We start from the raw sequence: 18,176 nt of genomic DNA on the forward strand, positions 1-18,176 counted from the left end.
TGATGCCTGAAACCATGCCTGATTCCACTCTCGATCCCGCGCTCGCGGACGACGCTCTGCTGCGCGATCTCAACCCGCCTCAGCGTGCCGCCGTGGTGCACGAAGGCAGTCCGCTGCTGGTCGTCGCGGGTGCCGGTTCGGGCAAGACGCGGGTGTTGACCAGGCGAATTGCATGGTTGCTGGACCGACGGAAGGTCGCGCCCGGCGCGATCCTCGCAATTACCTTCACCAACAAGGCCTCCGCCGAGATGAAGGAACGTGTCGCCGCCCTGGCCGGTGGCCGGGCGCGCAGCATGTGGGTGCTGACTTTCCATGCGGCGTGCGTGCGCATCCTCCGCGCCGAAGCTAAGACCATCGGCATGAAGTCGTCGTTCACGATCTACGACCAGGGCGACTCCAAGCGGCTGATGACGTTGGTCGCCCGTGACCTGGACATCGACACCAAGCGGTTCCCGCCGCGGACCCTGTGCAATGTTGTCAGCAACGCGAAAAACGAACTGATCGATGAGGAGGCGTTCCGCGCCAACGCGAGCAACTCGGTCGAAAAGGTGCAGGGCGAGGCCTACGAGCTCTATCAGCGTCGGTTGCGTGAGGCCAACGCGTTCGACTTCGACGACCTGATCATGACGACGGTCAACCTGCTGCAGGCTTTCCCGGATACTGCCGAGCATTATCGGCGGCGGTTCCGGCACATCTTGGTCGACGAATACCAAGACACCAACCACGCGCAGTACATGCTGATTAAAGAGTTGGTCGGTGACGCGGACTCATCCGGTGCGCACGACATTCCGCCCGCGGAGTTGTGCGTGGTCGGCGACTCGGACCAGTCGATCTACGCCTTCCGGGGTGCGACGATCCGCAACATCGTGGAGTTCGAACGCGACTACCCCAACGCGCGCACGGTATTGCTGGAGCAAAACTATCGTTCTACCCAGACGATCCTGACCGCCGCCAACGCCGTCATCGCCAAGAACGCAGAACGCCGCCCCAAACGGCTGTGGACTGAAGCCGGCGAAGGGCGCCGGATCGAGGGGTACGTCGCGGAAAACGAGCACGACGAGGCGGCCTGGGTGGCGAAGCGGATCGACGAGATGGTCGACGCCAAAGAAGCGGTGCCGTCGGACATCGCGGTCTTCTATCGCACCAACAACTCCTCGCGGGTATTCGAAGAAGTGTTCATCCGCGTTGGGATGCCCTACAAAGTCGTCGGGGGAGTGCGTTTCTACGAGCGCAAAGAGGTCCGCGACGCGTTGGCCTACCTCAAGTACATCAGCAATCCGGACGATGTCGTCGCCGTACGACGCATCCTCAATACTCCGAAGCGTGGCATCGGGGCACGTGCCGAGGCATGCGTCGAGGCGCTCGCCAGCAGGGAGCGCATCTCGTTTAACGAGGCGCTTCTGCGCGCCGACGAGGCGCCGGCGATCAACCCACGGTCGGTCAAGGCGATCCGCGAGTTCAACGACCTGATCGACGGCATCCGCACCGATCAAGATGAATCTGGTCCGGCCGGCGTACTCGAGTCGGTGCTGACCCGGACCGCGTACGCCGCGGAGCTCGAGGACAGCGACGACCCGCAGGACGCGAGCCGTCTGGACAATCTCAACGAGCTCGTCGCGGTGGCCGCCGAGTTCTCTCAACAGGATCCCGACGGCACTCTCGACGACTTCCTGGAACGGGTGTCGCTGGTCTCCGACGCCGACCAGATTCCGGACGCCGACGGCGAGTCGGCCGGCGTCGTCACCCTGATGACGCTGCACACGGCGAAGGGACTGGAGTTTCCGACGATCTTCCTGACGGGCATGGAAGACGGACTGTTTCCACATCTGCGGTCGCTCGCGGATACCAAAGAGCTCGAAGAGGAACGCCGGCTGGCATACGTCGGCATCACCCGCGCGCGGCAGCGACTGTTCATGTCGCGGGCCGTCGTACGCGGTCAGTGGGGTCAGCCCAGCTACAACCCGCCGTCACGGTTCCTCGACGAGATCCCGCCAGAACTGGTCGAGTGGGAGCAAGCCGACACGATTCGGTCGTCCGGTGACGGCTACGGCCGCAGCGTCGTGCCGGCGCAGCGCGCGGTGGGTCGGCGAATAGAGTCCGGGCTGAGCCGAGGTGGCCTGCGCGGCGGCGCGAAGGCCGGTCCACCCATGGCGCTCGCCGCCGGCGACCGGGTCACTCATGACTCGTTCGGGCTCGGCACAGTGGTCGGCACCCGCGGCAACGCCGATAACGCGCAGGCCGAAGTTGACTTCGGGACCTCGGGCAAGAAGTGGCTGGTGCTGCGCTACGCCTCTGGCGTGATGCAGAAGCTCTGACGCAATCCATAGCAAGGTCCGGCGCGATCCGCGGGAAATTTGCCCCGCGATCCGAGTTTGAACCCTCGACGTTACTTGTCCCGCCCGCCTACTGCATACACATGTGCCGTTCCGTAGCGCCGATGACGAGATCTTGCTGCCAAACAGCACAAATGTACGATCGGTGCCCGACGGGTGCGGGACAGGCTCGCGGATCGCGCGGGCGAGCGTTACTTAGGACGAGCGGGCGCTACGAGATGATGATTCCGCGGGCGGCCAGCCAGGGAATCGGGTCGACCTTCTGGCCGCTAATCCCGCCGATGTGCACCTCGAGATGCAAGTGCGGACCGGTCGACTGCCCGTTGCTGCCGACTTCGGCTATCTGCTGCCCGGCGTGCACAATGTCCCCGGTCTTGACGTCCATGACGTACATGTGGCCGTAGACGGTGACATCGCCGTTCTCGTGCAAGATATAGATGGCCAGCCCGAATCCGCTGGCCGGCCCCGCCTTCAGCACGACACCGTCGCCGACGGCGCCGATCGGCGTACCCAGCGGTGCGGCGAGGTCGATCCCGGCATGCATGGTGCCCCAACGCTCACAGAAACAGCTGGTGTAGCGCGCAGACGGCACCGGGTTGACCCAGGCGGCCGATCCGGTCGCCAAACGTTCGGTTCGCGACGTACGCAACTGGTCGAGGCGCTTGGCCGCCTCGGCCGCGCTGAGCTCGCTGGCCGCGTTTTCGGTGCCGCCATCGCTGAGACCGGCGCCGGACTCGCCGCCGATGCCGTCACTCGAGGAGTACGCCGAGGCGGCGGACGTCGTGGAGGCCGGTGGGTGGATCCCGAACACGAGCAGCAGTACGCCGCCAATCGCCAGCCCGGCGAGCCACGCCGTGGTGCGGTGGAAGGGGAGGGATCGGGTCGCACCGTCGAGAGCGTCTTCATCGCGCTCGGCCATGGTCACTGGCGCGGGGTCTGCAGGTGCTGCGTGTTTATTGCTGCTGGCGGAATGTGCTTCGTCGAGTCGATGTCGCGACACGCAGGAGCCCCTTACGCCGCTAAAAACGGCATCAACGAAAAACATCGCACGGCAGCGCGGGCGCTCTCATCCTTCCCCGGACGAAGCGACCCAGACACGTGCGTCATGGGACACACGTCGGCAACCATGTGATGTTTACTGGCGTGAACGGCTCAAGCACGCGGCGCACTATGACGCCAAGTCTTGCGTTCGAGATCCAACCGTAATTATTCGTTTGCCTGCGCGCAACCACCGTGTGGGGCATGTAACCGCCAAATACCCCGGATGTACGTGACGATCGACACCCGTGAGTAGCGCCGCGGCCGGTTGGGACGGTTTCGTTGTTACCGTTATTGATCGCCGCGAACACTTAGATGCCAATGCACTTAGATACCAATGAGCGGCGAACGGAGGGTCCCATCGGTGGCGAGCACGACACCCCGCGCAGGCAAGCAGGCCGCGAAGGCTAAGTCTGCTGGCGCGCGACCCACCGGGCGCAAGTCCGCGAAGGGACGTCCCGCCGGCGCGGTACGGCGTACCCCGCCCCGCCCAAAGCAAAGCGCGCCCGAGCTGACGTTCGGGACGCTGATCGCTCCGGACCGTTCGGGCGGCTGGGCGCCGATGGTGATGCGGGCCGCCGGTGCACTGGCTGTCGTCGGCGCAGTGGCGCTCGTCGTCGGCCAGTACACGCCTTACGCCGACCTCAGCGGACAAACGGTCACCGCGCCCGTCTCAGTGTTGTCGGTACTCGCGCAGCTCGTCCTCCTGACTGTCGTCGCGGGGGCCGGTGTCTTGCTGGCGATCGGTCGAGCCGGGCGTGCGGCTATGTCAGCGCTCCTCGCGTTTGGTGCGACGGCGGTCGGCTCGCTGATGCTTGCGATTTTCCAGACGTCCAGCATCCCAGAGCACCCCACGACGGATTTCTACTTCGGCAAGGGCTACGAGACAACCTCGATCACGGGACTCACCGGGCACACCCTGACCGTCGCCGGCCAGGGCGCGCTGGTCGTGGCGTTGATCCTCTGCGCGATCTGCTGGCCCCGCATCGAGGACAACGACCCGGTACCGCTGGAGGGTGCTCGCGTCGGAGTCGCGCTTGCGTCCGTCGGCGCTGGGATCATCGGCTTGATCGCGTTCTACAACCCGCCGGTCTTCCCGGCAGTGCGAGTCACCAAACCGGACGGGATCACCGAGGTGCCCGTAGATGTGCAGGTACCTGCAGGCCCGGGCGGCATGCTCGGCCTGGGTCGAGCCGGCGGCATCACCTTTATGGTGACCGTCCTGATCGTCGGCGTACTGATCGCGTTTCTCTTGGCTCGTACGTCGGTCATCGGCGGCCTGGTCGGGTTGAGCGGCTTTTTCGCCTACGAGGCATTGCTGAACTTCCGTGACGTCATTGGTAATCCGGACTTTGTGGCCGGGGTCCGCTCGTACCTTCTAGCCGCGGCCACGGTCATCACAGCAGCCGGCGCCGTCTACGCAACGCTGACTCGGCGCCGTCGTACCGGACCGCTCGGCGCGGAAACCGACGAGATATGACCGTCGACGGGTTTGGTCCGCGCATTGTGATCCTGGCGGGTATGTACGCTCGTGGGTGATCGAGAAGTATCGGTGTTGTCCAGTAACGACGGGGTGCCAACCCCTCTGGCAAGTGAGGGAATGAGCAGATGAGTTCTCGAATTCGGGTGGTTGTGGCTAAACCCGGCCTGGACGGACACGACCGAGGTGCCAAGGTCGTTGCGCGCGCATTGCGCGATGCAGGCATGGAAGTGATCTACACAGGCTTGCACCAGACCCCCGAGCAGATTGTCGAGACGGTCCTGCAGGAGGACGCCGACTGCGTCGGGCTTTCGGTGCTGTCCGGCGCGCATATGACTCAGTTTGCGCGCGTCGCCGAGCTACTCAAGGAACGCGACGCGTCCGACGTGGTGATCTTCGGCGGCGGAATCATTCCGGAAGACGACAAGGTCGAACTCGCAAAGATAGGCGTAGCGAAGGTCTTCACCCCCGGGGCCACGACAGAATCCATCGCCGCCTGGGTCAAAGAAAATGTGACCCGCGACTGATCCCGCGACTATAGAAATCAGATATATGAACCAGCCTCCGCAATTTCCCCAGCAAACGCCGCCAAACGGACCGTACGGCGGGCCGCCGCCGCGACAGTTCCCGCAAAGTGGCGCGCCGCAATTTGGCAACGGTCCCGCGCCGTCGCAGCAGCCGATGCAGCCACAGCAACCGGTGCAGCCCGTCGGCGGACCGCCGGCGCCGGTCGCGCCGATCAAGCCGCCGGATGACGGACGCGTTGTGGTGGAGGTCAATCGGACGATGGCGGCGGTGATCGCGATCGCGTGCGTTGCGGTCGCAATCGCCATCGTTCTATGGCTGCAGTACGACGGCTCGCTGTTTGAGTTCGACAACGGCGCCGGGCGGGTCACCAGGGGCAGCATCTTGATCCACATCCTGCCGATCGTTCTCATCGTTGTCGCGGTCATACAGCTGGTCAAGCTTCTCGACAAACAGCCGAAGATCGTCTTCGAAGGCGGCGGAGTCCAGGTGCGCGACAAGACAAATACGGAGGGCGTCGCGCGCATCCCGTGGTCGGCGATCGGCCGGGTCTATGTCCACGAAACGATCGCGTTGGACAAAAAGGGCAAGCCGCGCAAGAACCAGCGTCCGTCGAAGAAGTGGGTCGTTGAAGGCCGCGACGGAGCGCAGCTAGCGAGTATTCCAACCTCGGGGCACAAGCCAGACCCAGATATCGGTCTCGGGCAGGTCGCCTCGATCGCGCATGGCAGGGCGCTGGTCGGCTAGCGACCTGGGAGCGATACGCTCGCTCACGGCCAGAATATTGCAGGACCCGCCTGCCAGATGACAGGTGTTCGAACATTCAAAAGCGCCGCGGCGCGACAAGGAATGGATGCATAGTGGATCTTTTCGAGTATCAGGCTCGTGAGCTCTTCGCCAAGCACGACGTACCGGTGCTTGGTGGAGGCGTTGCCGAGACGGCAGAGCAGGCGAAGGAAATCGCGACCAAAATCGGTGGTCAGGTTGTCGTCAAGGCGCAGGTAAAAACCGGCGGCCGCGGCAAGGCCGGCGGCGTCAAGCTCGCCGACGACCCCGATGATGCGAAGGAAAAGGCCGAGGCCATCCTGGGTATGGACATCAAGGGCCATACCGTTCACCAGGTGATGGTGGCCGCCGCGTCCGACATCGCCGAGGAGTACTACATCTCCTTCTTGCTTGATCGGTCGAACCGCACCTTCCTTGCGATGGCATCTGTCGAAGGTGGCGTCGAGATCGAAGAGGTAGCCGAAACCCGCCCGGAGGCGCTGGCGAGGGTGTCTATCGACGCCAATGTCGGTGTCGACGACGCTAAGGCGCGGGAGATCGTGGAAGCGGCGAAGTTCCCGGCCGATGTTGCCGACCAGATCGCCGAAGTGGCCAAGAAACTGTGGGACGTGTTCGTCAAGGAAGACGCCACCCTGGTCGAGGTCAACCCGTTGGTCAAGGACCCTGCCGGCAAGATTATCGCGCTCGACGGCAAGGTCACCATCGATGAGAACGCTAGTTTCCGGCATCCGGAGCAGGCAGCGCTCGCGGACAAGTCAGCGGCCGATCCCCTTGAGCAGAAGGCCAAGGAGCTCTCGCTCAACTACGTCAAGCTCGACGGGGAGGTCGGCATTATCGGCAACGGCGCCGGGCTGGTCATGTCTACGCTCGACGTGGTTGCGTATGCCGGGGAGCAGTACAGCGTGCGACCGGCGAACTTCCTGGACCTCGGGGGCGGCTCGTCCGCTGAGGTTATGGCCAACGGTCTCGGGCTGATCCTGTCCGATCCCTCGGTGCGCAGCGTGTTCGTCAACGTCTTTGGCGGCATCACCTCGTGCGACACGGTCGCGACGGGCATTGTCACTGCGCTCGGACAGCTTGGTGACAAGGCGACCAAGCCGCTCGTCGTACGCCTCGACGGCAACAACGTTGAAGAGGGTCGCAAGATCCTCAACGATGCAAACCACCCGTTGGTACAGCAGGTCGACACGATGGACGGCGCAGCGGCCAAGGCCGCCGAGCTCGCCGCTGCGAAATAAGGGACGGACACTCCAGTGGCAATTTTTCTCAATGAAAACAGCAAGATCATCGTGCAGGGCATGACCGGTTCGGAGGGTATGAAGCACACCCGCCGGATGATCGCCTACGGCAGCAAGGTCGTCGGCGGCGTGACCCCGGGCAAGGGCGGCCAGAAGGTCGACTTCGATGGCACCGAGGTCCCGGTTTTCGGTTCGGTTCAGGAAGCCAAGGATGCGACCGGCGCCGACGTGACGGTCATCTTCGTCCCACCGAAATTTGCTAAGGCCGCGGCCATCGAAGCCATCGACGCCGAGATCGAGCTCGCGGTCGTAATCACCGAGGGCATTCCGGTGCATGACGCGACCGCGTTCTGGGCGTACGCCCAGGGCAAGAAGACCCGTTTCATCGGGCCGAACTGTCCGGGCCTGCAGAGCCCGGGACTATCAAGCGCTGGCATCATTCCGACCAATATCTCCGGCCCGGGCAAGATCGGCCTGGTCTCGAAGTCCGGCACGCTGACCTACCAGATGATGTACGAGTTGCGGGACATCGGCTTCTCGACCGCGGTCGGCATCGGTGGCGATCCGGTCATCGGTACGACCCACATCGACTGCCTCGAGGCGTTTGAGAACGATCCCGAGACTGTTGCTGTCGTGATGATCGGCGAGATCGGCGGCGACGCCGAGGAACGTGCGGCCGACTACATCAAGGCCAACATCACCAAGCCGGTTGTCGGCTACGTTGCAGGATTCACGGCGCCCGAAGGCAAGACCATGGGTCACGCGGGCGCGATCGTGTCCGGTTCGTCGGGTACGGCGCAGGCCAAGAAGGAAGCGCTTGAGGCGGCCGGCGTGAAGGTCGGTAAGACGCCGTCCGAGGCCGCCGCTCTGATGCGTGAGATCGTCAACGCGCTTTGATCGTGCGCTAGAAGTCCTATAGTGATGCGGCCCGCGGACCCGTCGAAAGATGGTCTTCGCGGGTCGCGTCACGTATCAGGCATTTAACGAATCGCGCCTCGTGCTGCCTGTTTGGGTCGCGATGGCTTATTGTAGGCGCGGAACCTAGAACTGCTAATTATTGTCTACGTCTGCGTAGACCAATGTGAAGTACTCAATCAAGGGGTCGGAATGTCGTATCCGCAGGGTCCGCCGACAGGTGGCTTTGGCCAGCCTGAAGGACAACAGCCGCAGGGACCGCCGTCGGGCGGTTTCGCTGCGCCGCAGCAGCCACAGGGACCGCCATCCGGTGGCTTCGCTCAGCCGCAACCTCAGCAGCCATATGGCCAGCCACAGGGCCAGGCATACGGCCAGCCGCAGGGCCAGCAGCATGGTCAGCCAGGCCAGCCGCAAGGGCAACCGACGTGGGGCCAGTCACTAGGCCAGTCGATGGGCCAGTCCAGCGCGGTCAAGAAATTCAACGCGGCCACGATCCGTCCCGGTCAGTGGGGCGGCTTGGGGATGTGGCTTTTCAGCATCCTGGCAATCTCGCTGAACTTTGTTGCCGGCGCGAGCGAGACCTACTATGGCCAGACCTACAGCTACTCCGGCGCGTCGGGCTGGAACCTGACTCTGAACATCTTCATGTTCATCTTCTTCCTCATTGCCGCTGCTGCAGCGGCCGTGGACATATTCCTTAACCTGTCGCTGCCGTTCCCGCTCGCATTCGCGACCGGTGGCGCCCTTGCCATCGGCGGCCTGTTCGGGGTGCTCGAATTCCTGGTCAATATCTCCCATATCGACCAGTACGGCGTGGGCGCGTACTTCGTCCTCGTCGCTGGTATCGCCGGACTGGCACTCGGCGCACTTGAGATTATGTGGGCGATCAAGCAGCCCAAGACGCCGTCCAGCACCGGCGGACAGTGGGGTCAGCCCGCAGCCGGCCAGTGGGGCCAGCCTGCCGGTGGACAGCCGCAGCAGGGTTGGGGTCAGCCGGCGCCGGGCCAGCAGGCACCGGGCCAGCAGGCGCCGGGACAGCCCGGACCTGGTGCCCCGGGCGGCTATCCGCCGCCGCAGCAGGGTTGGGGCTCGCCACAGGGCTAGTCGGCAACAGCACAGACATCGGCAGCTAACGAAGGGCCCGCGATCACGCGGGCCCTTCGGCTTTGAAACTTGATCGGGATAGATGGCACCGCGCGGCTTGTCGTTGCGTCCGTGTGAGTACCGAATAGGGCGCGCGCAGAGCCGGGGCAAGGAGTCGTAGGTGACAGGGGAGAAGCAGCCGCCGGCGTACGACGGACCGCCGGTAGATCCGGAGCCGCGGAGGCCGGCACCGAACTACGTCGTCACACCCGCGCCGCATCGACCGCCGCCGGTCGGGTGGACGCAGCATCAGATGTCCTGGGGGGAGTCCCTCGCCGCGCGAGGCGGGTTCAAGAACGCTCAGGTTCCGCCGTCGCGCTGGGCGATCCTGGTACTACTGGTTGCGCAGATCGTCACCAACTCGCTACCGATCCTCAAGCTGTCCGGCGCGGCCACCGAGCAGGGCATGTCTACGCTGGTGCTGTGGAGCCGTCCGGCGTACGCCTGGAGCTTTGCGTTCCTCACCGTCGCGGTCGTGATCTTTGCGCTGTCTGTATTCCTGCCGCTCTCTCGCCGTTTGCGGGTCGGCGTACTCGTCGGTGGATTCACCGGCGCAGCCGGCCTGCTGTCGGTTCTCGGGTTCTTCGACATCTTGCTGCGCACCAGCGGGTCGAAAGGGACCGCGTCGCTCGCCGTCGGACCGATCGTGGCGGTGATCGTCGGCGCCGTGACGCTCCTGATCGGGGTACTGGAATTCCTGCAGCTGCCGACCGTGCAGCACAAGCGCCCGCATGCCGGTCCGATGCGGTATGCCGTGTTCTTCACGCCGGTCGCGGCCGCCGCGGCGTTCAGCGTGATCGCTTTAGACATCAGCTTCGCAGGTAAGCCGGCCACGATCCCAGTGGGACTGGTGGCCGTGAACGAGTCGTCGTCGGTCAGCACGGCGCTCACCCAGTACGAGCAAGCCGGCGTCGCCGTGGACGGCTGGTGGTCGGCGCTGACCGTCTGGTCATTCGTCCTGCTGGTGATTGCCGCAGTGCTCGCGCTGATCATGCTGTGCCGCCGCGCGCCTACCCGAATCCCTGGCGGGTTCGCAATCGGACCGTTGCTGGGGCTCGCGGGACTGTTTGCAGTCATGTGGTTCTTTATCGCCCTCGGCACTCTCACGAGTCGCGAAATCGCGCTCGCGTCAGTGACGAAGCTCGACGCGGCGCAGTTCAGCGCGCACCTGTCTCTCGGTGGCTACCTGATCCTCGCCGTCGGCGCGGTGTTGATGTCGCTGTCTGCGTTTGAGGTGGCCGACGCGCTACAGACGCCCCGCATCGCACCCCGGCCCCGAACCAAAGACAGACCACCGTCGCGCTGATTCGCGTGAGTGGTGATGCAGCAGATGCAGGTGGTGTGCGGCGTGCCTTCACCACACTGGCCGACGACTCTGTGACTCTTGACGAGTGAGTGCCCCGACCAAAGAGTTGACGAAGGCTGGCGAGCAAGAGACACGTACACCATCGCGGGCGTTTAACAATGGCCGGGCCGTGCTGTGGTCGGCCCTGTCGGCCTTAGGCGTTGTGCTCGCTGGGCTCACGATGATGATCGCGCTCGCGCTGGTCGCCTGGTCACTGGATCATCCCGCCGGCGCGACAACCTACAGCGCGGCGATTGTGGGCGTGCAATCCTGGCTGTTGGCCAACGGCGGGGGACTCAGCTTCGGCGGCGGTGCACTTTCGTTGCCACCGCTAGCGGTGACCGCACTGATCGGCTACCTCTTCTACCGTTCTGGGCGCAGTCTCGCGCGGCGGTGCGATATCGGGACCTACCTGGGGATCCTTGAAGCGCTGATCGCCGTCGGGTTGACCTACGTGACCACCGCGTTCGTGCTCACTGCGGTCGGTACGACCTCCGCGGTCACCATCGGCCTGCTCAAACTCGGCCTGGTCAGCGGCGCGCTATCAGTTTTGCCTACCGCACTGGGCATGCTCGCCGAATCGGGGCTCGGTCAGCAGTTACTCGGTCGGCTGCCGGGCCCCTCACATGCCTATCTGCGCGGTGCATTGGCCGGCGTACTCGCGCTCATCGGCATGTCGGCGTTGCTGTTCATCGCCTCTCTGATTATCAACTTCAGTGCCGCTAGCGCGATGATCGCGGCACTCGGTCCAAGCGGCACGTCCGGCTTGACGATCGCCGTCGTGGCGATGCTCTTCCTGCCCAATGCGTTGCTATGCATTGCCGCATTCAGTCTGGGAGCGGGGTTCTCGGTCGGGGCAGGCACGCATGTCGGGCTGCTGTCGGTGCACCTCGGACCGCTGCCGGCCTTCCCGCTCTTCGCGGTCATGCCTGATCACCCGAGCGCGCTGACCTGGTCGTCACTTATCGCGCCGATTGCTGCGGCCGTTGTCGCCGCGCTGGTGTTTGTGCGGCATCTCGAGCCTGACGAGCGTTCGGTCGCCCGGCTCGCCGGGGGCGTCGGCGCCATGGCCCTCACCATCGGACTCATGCTGAGTGCGTTCGCGCTACTCGGCTCCGGCGGAATCGGAGCCGACCGGCTCGCATCTCTCGGCGCATCTCCGTTGCGGCTGTTTCTGTTCGGCGTCGTCGGGATGGCGGTGCTGATGGCGATCACGACCTACACCGTCAACCTGAAGGGTGTCGTCGCCATCGTGGCCGAGCGGCTGGAGAAGCGGCGTACGAAGGATCAGATCGTTGAGGATGCCGAACCTGACGATGCCGACGAGCCCGAGACTGACGAATCTGGGACCGATGATCCGGACCCAGCGGACGCAGCGGACGAAACAGACACCGCGGACGAGGACACGAAGGACGCACCCGAAACCGACGGCGATGCCTCCGAAGCGATCGCTCCCGACGAGGTGCCGGAGGCGGTCGACCAATGCGACACCGGCCGTATCGATACCGCCGCGATCGCCGCTCAACTGGTCCAGGACCGTCAGCGTAAGGCGAGCTAAACGATCGATACGGAGGCCGGACGCATCGTGCGCTCGCCCACAGTGCGCGCTGCACTACGATTTGTCACGTGCCCGTTCGCCTCGTCGTACTCATCTCCGGTAGCGGGACACTGCTGCAGTCTTTAATCGATGCCTGCGTCGATCCCGCGTTCGATGCGCAGATCGTTGCCGTCGGGGCCGACCGCGACGCGATCGTCGGACTCGACCGTGCCCGCGCCGCTGGTCTGGCGACGTTTGTCTGCAAGGTGGGTCAGTACGCCGACCGAGCCGAATGGAACGAAGCGCTCGCTAACGAAGTCGCGGCGTATGAGCCGGACTGGGTGATCAGCGCCGGATTCATGAAGATCGTCGGTGCCGGATTCCTCGCGCGGTACGGCGGTCGGATGCTCAACACGCATCCCGCGCTGCTGCCCAGCTTTCCCGGTGCGCATGCCGTCCGCGACGCGCTGGCGCACGGGGTGAAGGTCACTGGCTGCACGCTGTTCACGGTCGACGAAGGCATCGACACCGGGCCGATCATTGCCCAGCGTGCGGTCGACGTACTCGACGGCGACACCGAAGAGTCCTTGCACGAACGAATCAAGGTCGTTGAGCGACAGATGCTCATCGATGCCATACAACATCTAGTCGCCCGGCAACGCACAGCGGAAGGTGAATATTCATGACCAAGGTCGCGATTACGCGCGCATTGATCAGTGTCTACGACAAGACCGGGCTCGAGGAGCTCGTCAAGGGGCTCGCCGCCGCCGGCGTAGAGATCGTCTCCACCGGCTCGACCGCCAAGCAGATCGCTGCGGCCGGCGCGAAGGTCACTGAGGTTGCTGACCTCACGGGGTTCCCCGAGTGCCTCGATGGGCGCGTCAAGACGCTGCACCCGAAGGTCCACGCCGGACTGCTCGCCGATGTGCGAAACCCTGACCACACAACGCAGCTCGCCGACCTCGGCGTCGAGGCTTTTCAACTGCTGGTCAGCAACTTGTACCCGTTCACCGAGACTGTCGCAAGCGGTGCCTCGGCCGACGAGTGCATCGAACAGATCGACATCGGCGGTCCGTCGATGGTGCGCGGCGCCGCTAAGAACCACGCCAACGTCGCCGTCGTGACCTCGCCCTCGGCGTACGCCGACGTGCTAGAAGCTTTGCAGAACGGCGGTTTTGACCTCGACCAACGCAAACACCTTGCGGCGCAGGCATTCGCGCATACCGCGGCGTACGACGCGGCCGTGTCTTCGTGGTTTGCCTCGACCTACGCGCCGGACGGCGACAGCGGATTCCCGGCATTCACTGCCAAGACGTGGGACCGGGGCGCGGTGTTGCGGTATGGCGAGAACCCCCATCAGAAGGCGGCCGTGTACCGAGGCCCAGAAGCCGGTATCGCGCATGCAGAAGTGCTGCACGGCAAGGAAATGTCCTACAACAACTACGTCGACGCGGACGCCGCGCGACGTGCGGCATACGACTTCAGCGGTCCGGCGGTCGCGGTTATCAAGCACGCCAATCCCTGCGGTATTGCCGTGGGATCGGATATTGCGCAGGCGCATCGTAAGGCGCATGCCTGTGACCCGCTGTCGGCGTACGGCGGCGTAATCGCGACAAACCGGCCGGTCTCGGTCGAGATGGCCAAGCAGGTCGCAGAGATCTTCACTGAAGTGCTCATCGCGCCGGGCTACGACGATGGCGCGCTGGAAGTGCTCAAAGCCAAGAAGAACATCCGCCTGCTCGCGCTCGAACCGGTCGAATCCGCTGGCATTGAGATGCGGCCGATCTCGGGTGGCGCCCTGGTGCAGCAGCAGGACCGGATCGACGCCGAGGGTGACTCGCCGGCGAACTGGACGCTCGCTTGCGGTGCGGCGGCCGATGATAAGACGTTAGCGGACCTTGAGTTTGCATGGCGCGCGATTCGCGCGGTCAAGTCCAACGCGATTCTGTTGGCCAACGACGGCGCCACGATCGGCGTGGGTATGGGGCAGGTCAACCGTGTTGACTCGGCGCGACTCGCGGTGAACCGCGCCGGCGACCGGGTTGTCGGCACAGTCGCCGCGTCGGACGCGTTCTTCCCGTTCGCCGACGGACTTGAGGTGCTGCTCGAGGCCGGTGTTCGAGCCGTCGTACAGCCTGGTGGGTCGATCCGAGATGAAGAAGTCGTCGCGGCGGCGACCAAAGCCGGTGTCACGATGTACTTCAGCGGCACTCGTCACTTTTATCACTAGCGATCCGCGAGCGTCGGATATATCGCAGGAGTCGGATAGATAGAGTGCTCCCAAGGATCGTCACCAGACCCCAGGGGTAGCAATGGCGCAGTTGAGCGGTATCGAGAGCAAGATCTTCGCCACCGGCGAGTTTCCGCTCGAGAGTGGACAGTCGCTGCCGGCATTGCAGCTCGCCTACGAGACGTACGGCGAACTGGCGCCGGGGCGAGACAACGCGATATTAGTCGTGCACGGCTACACCTCGAGCCATCACGCGGCCGGTCGTTACGCGCCCGGCAAGAGTGCGCGAGGCGTGCGGCCCGACGCGGTTGGTTGGTACGACGCCCTGATCGGCCCCGGCAAGGCCGTCGACACCGATCGATACTTCGTCATATCGGTTAACGCACTCGGGTCCGCGCATGGCAGCACCGGGCCCAACAGCACCGACCCGCGCACCGAGAAGCCATACGGGCCGACGTTTCCCGACATCACGATGCGAGACATGGTCGCCGCCGAGAAACAGTTAGTCGACTCGTTGGGGATCGAAAGCCTCGTCGCCGTCGTCGGACCGTCGATGGGTGGCTTTCAGTCCTTCCAATGGGCGGCGTCATACCCGGGATTCATGAAGGGGATTGCCGCAGCGGTGACGGCGCCGCGGTCGCCGACCGGTCTGGGTCAGCTCGAACCGCTGCAGCGACGGCTTTCCGCTGACCCTAACTGGAATGACGGTTGGTACTACGACAACGGCGGGATCGGCGCGACCCTACAGAAAATGCGTTTCGAAACCTTGATGAACTACGGCATGAACGAGATCCTGGCGCAGGCAATCCCAGACCCCGCCGACCGCGAGGCGGCTATTCGTGCAGACGCGGAGGCCTGGGCTCAGGTCTACGACGGTCACTCGCTCATGGTGTTACGACGGGCAATCGGCACGTTCGACATCACCGATGACTACGCCGCCTTAAAATCCACCAAGGTCCTCTACGTGCAGTCACCGTCGGATACCGTGTTCGATATCGCGCAGAGCCCTGGCTACGTCGCCGACATGCGTGCGGCCGGAGTCGACATCACCTACGTCGAACTACCGACCGACAAGGGACATATGGCCAGCCACGCGGACGCGGCGTTATGGGCACCGATCCTCGGCGCATTCCTTACCCGCCTCGAGTAGGTGAACCTGGCCACCGTCTCGCCTACCCCTAGAGGACGTCACACGTCGGGGGTCTGGTGTTGCAGCCAGAGCGCATGACGTAGCGGGCTCGCTAGTGAAAAGGAAGCTTGGGCTGGGGTGGCGCGTACGTCGGGTCGACGCCGTCGAACAGACTGCTCACCGACTCGCCGGCATGAATGCGAGCGATTGCCTGGGCAAAAAGCGCGGACACTGAACGGGTCTTGAGCTCTGGCCACCCGGTCGGCGCCGGCACAGTATCGGTCGTGATGACCTCGCGGATCATCGGATGCCCGCGCAGCCTCTCGACGGCTTTGCCGACGAAAAGGCCATGCGTCGTGGCGACCTGAGCCTCGGTGCAACCGAGATCCTTGAGTCGGTCGAGCAGCTCGACGATAGATCCGCCAGTCGCGATCTCGTCGTCGAGGATGATCGCTTTCTTGCCTTGCACATCTCCCACGATCGAGTCGATGACGACCGTGTCGTCGGCGAGCCGTTGTTTACTTCCGGCCGCGACAGGAAGCCCAAGTAGGCGAGCGAACTGGGTCGCTGTCTTTGCGTTGCCAAGATCGGGGGAGATGACGATTGTGTCGCTCAGGTCCTGCCCGCGAAACTCGTCGGCGAGCTCGCCGATGGCGGTCAGATGGTCGACCGGCACGCTGAAGAAGCCGTGCACCTGAGGGGCATGCAGCGCCATAGTGAGCACCCTGTGCACGCCGGCGGCCGAAAGCATATCGGCGACGAGCCGTCCGCCGAGCGAGATCCGTGAGGCGTCCTTCTTGTCCGAGCGCGCGTAGGAGAAATGTGGGATAACCGCGGTGATCTGTGCCGCCGATGCTCCTCGGGCCGCGTCGATCATCATGAGCAGCTCCATCAGGTGCTCCTGGGTCGGCGGCACCAGCGGCTGGATCAAGTAGACGTCGCGCTGGCGGCAGTTGGCCATCAGTTGCGCCTGCAGGCAATCGTTGCTGAATCTCTTGATATCGACTGGTGAGAGCGGTACGCCGAGCCCCTCGCAGATACGTTCTGCGAGCTTGTGGTGGGCGCTACCGGAAAAGACAACGATTTCACGCACTAATAAGGCTCCTGCGGTTGCTTGGCCTGTGTCGCTAAGACCCTAACCTGTGGTCGTGCCGATGCAAAAGCGCGCACTCATCGGCGTGGGTCGAGACCCGCGGGCGTCGCGTGAAAAGATGACGCCATGTCTGCGACGATTCTGGACGGTAAAGCGACCGCGACCGCCATCAAAGAAGAGCTGAAGTCTCGGGTTGCGCGGCTGCGCGAACAGGGGATAGCACCGGGTCTGGGGACGGTCTTGGTTGGCGATGATCCGGGTAGCCGGTCGTACGTCGCCGGCAAGCACCGGGACTGCGAGCAGGTCGGCATCACCAGTATCCGCCGCGATCTGCCCGCGACCGCGACGCAAGGTGAGGTGGAAACCGCGATCGCCGAGTTGAACGCGGATCCGGCCTGCACCGGCTACATCGTCCAGCTTCCACTGCCCAAGGGTCTCGACGGCGAGGCGGCGCTCGAGCTGATCGATCCCCTCAAAGACGCTGACGGGTTGCATCCGGTCAGCCTCGGCCGTCTCGTTCTCGGCGTACCGGCGCCATTGCCGTGTACGCCGCGGGGCATCGTCGAGTTGCTGCGCCGCTACGACGTGCCGATCGCCGGCACTCATGTCGCGGTCGTCGGCCGTGGCATCACGGTCGGCCGCCCACTTGGGCTGCTGCTGACCCGTAAGAGCGAAAACGCGACTGTTACTACGTGCCACACCGGCACCAGGGACCTCGCCGCCCACCTGCGACAGGCAGACATCGTGGTAGCCGCGGCCGGGTCACCAGGACTCGTTACCGGCGACATGATCAAGCCCGGCGCCGCCGTACTCGACGTGGCATTGAGCCGCACCCCGGACGGCATCGTCGGCGATACCACCCCCGATGTGCGCGAGGTCGCGGCGTACCTCGCGCCGATGCCCGGTGGCGTCGGACCGATGACCCGCGCGATGTTACTGACGAATGTGGTCGAGGCCGCCGAACGGCGGGCGCAGGGGGCCTGACGGGCAGCGGTGAACATCTTCCGATCGATCCCGCCGGCGAGCTGGGCCGGGCGTATCAAGCGCCAGTTGCCGATTCTTGCGGTGTGGGTCGCCCTAGCCGTGGGAATGGCGCTGGTCGCCACCGAGTATTGGCGTAAAGGTCTGGTCGTGATGGCCTTCGCCGTGGCCGTCGCCGGTGTCATTCGGCTCACGATGCCGCCCAAGGTGACCGGCTGGCTGGTGGTGCGGGGGCGGGTCACGGACACGATCTTGTGCTTAGCCCTAGCCGTGGGCCTCGGGGTGCTGGCGGTGAGTGTCCCCGGTTGAGCCGCAGGTGCAGCAAAGATCACCACGCCGCGAGTTCGTCGCAGACCTGCCCGGCGGTAGCCTCGGATGTATAGGCGGACGCCCTCCACAAGAT

16 protein-coding genes are annotated in these 18,176 nt (G+C 64.4%); 14 read left to right on the top strand and 2 right to left on the bottom strand.

What is annotated here, in order from left to right; translation table 11 throughout:
* Positions 1 to 14: 14 nt before the first annotated feature.
* Positions 15 to 2,315, top strand: coding sequence for a DNA helicase PcrA (pcrA, locus tag CLV47_RS19110; protein ID WP_238145523.1), 2,301 nt, complete (start codon positions 15 to 17; stop codon positions 2,313 to 2,315).
* Between the two features lie 229 nt (positions 2,316 to 2,544).
* Here pcrA and CLV47_RS19115 read toward each other — a convergent pair whose 3' ends face one another.
* Positions 2,545 to 3,333, bottom strand: coding sequence for a M23 family metallopeptidase (locus CLV47_RS19115; protein ID WP_238145524.1), 789 nt, complete (start codon positions 3,331 to 3,333; stop codon positions 2,545 to 2,547).
* Positions 3,334 to 3,735: 402 nt separating this feature from the next.
* On the opposite strand from CLV47_RS19115, the gene CLV47_RS19120 reads away from it, so the two are divergent.
* The 11 genes from CLV47_RS19120 to CLV47_RS19175 all read left to right on the top strand — a co-directional run bounded on the left by CLV47_RS19120 (position 3,736) and on the right by CLV47_RS19175 (position 15,720).
* Positions 3,736 to 4,851: a hypothetical protein gene (locus CLV47_RS19120; protein ID WP_146135449.1), complete on the top strand. Its 1,116-nt coding sequence runs from the start codon at positions 3,736 to 3,738 to the stop codon at positions 4,849 to 4,851.
* 128 nt (positions 4,852 to 4,979) lie between these two features.
* Positions 4,980 to 5,378 carry a coenzyme B12-dependent isobutyryl CoA mutase small subunit gene (locus CLV47_RS19125; protein WP_106350723.1) on the top strand — a complete coding sequence of 133 codons (399 nt, stop codon included), beginning with the start codon at positions 4,980 to 4,982 and terminating at the stop codon, positions 5,376 to 5,378.
* Between the two features lie 25 nt (positions 5,379 to 5,403).
* Complete coding sequence (locus CLV47_RS19130) at positions 5,404 to 6,123, top strand: hypothetical protein (protein ID WP_106350724.1); 720 nt, start codon at positions 5,404 to 5,406, stop codon at positions 6,121 to 6,123.
* A 113-nt stretch (positions 6,124 to 6,236) separates the two neighbouring features.
* On the top strand, positions 6,237 to 7,400 hold the full coding sequence (gene sucC / locus CLV47_RS19135) for an ADP-forming succinate--CoA ligase subunit beta (RefSeq protein ID WP_106350725.1): 1,164 nt from the start codon (positions 6,237 to 6,239) through the stop codon (positions 7,398 to 7,400).
* Between the two features lie 15 nt (positions 7,401 to 7,415).
* The gene (gene sucD, locus CLV47_RS19140; RefSeq protein ID WP_106350726.1) at positions 7,416 to 8,297 is read left to right on the top strand and encodes a succinate--CoA ligase subunit alpha; all 882 of its coding nucleotides are present in this window, start codon (positions 7,416 to 7,418) and stop codon (positions 8,295 to 8,297) included.
* Positions 8,298 to 8,507: 210 nt separating this feature from the next.
* Positions 8,508 to 9,419 (top strand): hypothetical protein, encoded by a 912-nt coding sequence (locus CLV47_RS22350; protein WP_146135450.1) that lies wholly within the window; start codon positions 8,508 to 8,510, stop codon positions 9,417 to 9,419.
* 160 nt (positions 9,420 to 9,579) lie between these two features.
* Positions 9,580 to 10,764, top strand: a complete 1,185-nt coding sequence (locus CLV47_RS19155; protein WP_146135451.1) for a hypothetical protein — start codon at positions 9,580 to 9,582, stop codon at positions 10,762 to 10,764.
* A gap of 85 nt (positions 10,765 to 10,849) precedes the next feature.
* The gene (locus CLV47_RS19160; protein ID WP_106350730.1) at positions 10,850 to 12,361 is read left to right on the top strand and encodes a cell division protein PerM; all 1,512 of its coding nucleotides are present in this window, start codon (positions 10,850 to 10,852) and stop codon (positions 12,359 to 12,361) included.
* Between the two features lie 68 nt (positions 12,362 to 12,429).
* On the top strand, positions 12,430 to 13,026 hold the full coding sequence (purN, locus tag CLV47_RS19165; RefSeq protein WP_238145525.1) for a phosphoribosylglycinamide formyltransferase: 597 nt from the start codon (positions 12,430 to 12,432) through the stop codon (positions 13,024 to 13,026).
* The gene (gene purH, locus CLV47_RS19170; protein WP_106350732.1) at positions 13,023 to 14,570 is read left to right on the top strand and encodes a bifunctional phosphoribosylaminoimidazolecarboxamide formyltransferase/IMP cyclohydrolase; all 1,548 of its coding nucleotides are present in this window, start codon (positions 13,023 to 13,025) and stop codon (positions 14,568 to 14,570) included. Before purN ends, purH begins: the two co-directional genes overlap by 4 nt.
* 82 nt (positions 14,571 to 14,652) lie before the next feature.
* The gene (locus CLV47_RS19175) at positions 14,653 to 15,720 is read left to right on the top strand and encodes a homoserine O-acetyltransferase family protein (RefSeq protein WP_106350733.1); all 1,068 of its coding nucleotides are present in this window, start codon (positions 14,653 to 14,655) and stop codon (positions 15,718 to 15,720) included.
* Between the two features lie 91 nt (positions 15,721 to 15,811).
* Here the strand turns inward: CLV47_RS19175 and CLV47_RS19180 are convergent, their stop codons facing one another.
* Positions 15,812 to 16,792: a ribose-phosphate diphosphokinase gene (locus CLV47_RS19180; protein WP_106350734.1), complete on the bottom strand. Its 981-nt coding sequence runs from the start codon at positions 16,790 to 16,792 to the stop codon at positions 15,812 to 15,814.
* 126 nt (positions 16,793 to 16,918) lie between these two features.
* Here CLV47_RS19180 and CLV47_RS19185 point away from each other — a divergent pair, with 126 nt between their 5' ends.
* On the top strand, positions 16,919 to 17,776 hold the full coding sequence (locus CLV47_RS19185) for a bifunctional methylenetetrahydrofolate dehydrogenase/methenyltetrahydrofolate cyclohydrolase (RefSeq protein WP_106350735.1): 858 nt from the start codon (positions 16,919 to 16,921) through the stop codon (positions 17,774 to 17,776).
* Positions 17,777 to 17,785: 9 nt separating this feature from the next.
* The gene (locus CLV47_RS19190) at positions 17,786 to 18,082 is read left to right on the top strand and encodes a DUF3017 domain-containing protein (RefSeq protein ID WP_106350736.1); all 297 of its coding nucleotides are present in this window, start codon (positions 17,786 to 17,788) and stop codon (positions 18,080 to 18,082) included.
* Positions 18,083 to 18,176 lie beyond the last annotated feature (94 nt).

The sequence above is a fragment of the Antricoccus suffuscus genome, assembly GCF_003003235.1.
Classification (GTDB): domain Bacteria; phylum Actinomycetota; class Actinomycetes; order Mycobacteriales; family Antricoccaceae; genus Antricoccus; species Antricoccus suffuscus.